Source organism: Paracoccus spongiarum (genome assembly GCF_030732095.1).
Classification (GTDB): domain Bacteria; phylum Pseudomonadota; class Alphaproteobacteria; order Rhodobacterales; family Rhodobacteraceae; genus Paracoccus; species Paracoccus spongiarum.
On sequence record NZ_JAVAMQ010000057.1, the window covers coordinates 1 to 1,539 of the forward strand.

Genomic DNA, 1,539 nt, shown 5'->3' on the forward strand with positions numbered 1-1,539 from the left:
GGGCCGCTGAGATGACGCATATTCCCCACGGGCATCACCTGATCGCGGGCGCGCGGGTTGCGGGCGGGGCGCGGTTTGCCAGCGCCCCGGCCTCGGGTCCGGCGCATGACTTCGCGGTCGGCACGCCCGATCTGGTGGCGCGCGCCTGCGCCGCCGCCGATGCGGCGTTCCCCGGCCTTGCCGCCACGTCGCGCGCCGATCGCGCCCGGCTGCTGGAGGCCATCGCGGACCAGATCGAGGCCCGCGCCGGGGCGATCACCGAGATCGGCGCGCAGGAGACCGGCCTGCCGCCCGCCCGGCTCGAGGGCGAGCGCGGCCGCACCACCGGCCAGCTGCGCCTGTTCGCCGATCACATCCGCAAAGGCGACTACCTGGACCGCCGCCACGACAGGGCGCTGCCCGACCGCCAGCCGCTGCCGCGCCCCGACCTGCGGATGATGCAGCGCCCGGTCGGCCCGGTGGCGGTGTTCGGGGCCTCGAACTTCCCGCTGGCCTTCTCGGTCGCGGGCGGCGACACGGCGGCGGCGCTGGCCGCCGGCTGCCCGGTCGTGGTCAAGGGCCATTCGGCCCATCCCGGCACCGGCGAGATCGCGGGCGACGCCATCGTCGCGGCCCTCGCGGACTGCGGCATGGATCCGGGGATCTTCAGCCTGATCCAGGGCGGCCGGCGCGACGTCGGCGAGGCGCTGGTCACCGATCCGCGGATCAGGGCGGTGGGCTTTACCGGCAGCCTCGGCGGCGGACGGGCGCTTTACGACCTCTGCGCGGCGCGCCCCGAGCCGATCCCCTTCTTCGGCGAGCTGGGTTCGGTGAACCCGGTCTTCGTGCTGCCCGGGGCCGCCGCCGCGCGCGGGGCGCAGATCGGCGCGGGCTGGGCGGCCAGCCTGGTGATGGGGGCGGGGCAGTTCTGCACCAATCCCGGCATCGCGGTGCTGGTCGCGGGCGCGGATGCCGACGCCTTCGCCGAGGCCGCCCGCGCCGCCCTGGCCCGGACCCCGGCCCAGGCGATGCTGACCGACGGCATGGCCGCGGCCTATCGCGACGGCGCGGCGCGCGTCGGCGCGGGGCAGGGGGTGCGGACGCTGCTGGCGCAGGCGTGCGGGGGCCGCGCGGCGCTGCCGCATCTCTACGAGGTCACGGCCGAGGACTTCCTGGCCGATCACGCGCTGGCCGAGGAGGTGTTCGGCCCGCTCGGCCTGGTCCTGAGGGTCGCCGACGCGGCGCAGATGGAGGCCGTCGCGCGCCGGTTCGCCGGCCAGCTGACCGCGACGCTGCATCTGGACGCGGCCGACACCGACCTGGGCCGGCGGCTGCTGCCGGTGCTGGAGCGGATGGCCGGCCGGGTGCTGGCCAACGGCTTTCCGACCGGGGTCGAGGTGGCCGAGGCGATGGTCCATGGCGGCCCCTATCCGGCCAGCACGAATTTCGGCGCCACCTCGGTCGGCACCCTCTCGATCCGCCGCTTCCTGCGCCCGGTCTGCTACCAGAACCTGCCGGACCCCCTCATCCCCGAAGACCTCCGCGGCTGAGCCGCGAGGG

The 1,539-nt window shown here is 76.2% G+C and carries 1 protein-coding gene; it reads left to right on the plus strand.

Annotation, left to right across the window (positions count from 1 at the left end; genetic code table 11):
• The first annotated feature begins 11 nt into the window (after window positions 1–11).
• A complete protein-coding gene (locus Q5Y72_RS19615) occupies window positions 12–1,529 on the plus strand; it encodes an aldehyde dehydrogenase (NADP(+)) (RefSeq protein ID WP_305965068.1) in 1,518 nt (505 codons plus the stop codon).
• Window positions 1,530–1,539: the final 10 nt, after the last annotated feature.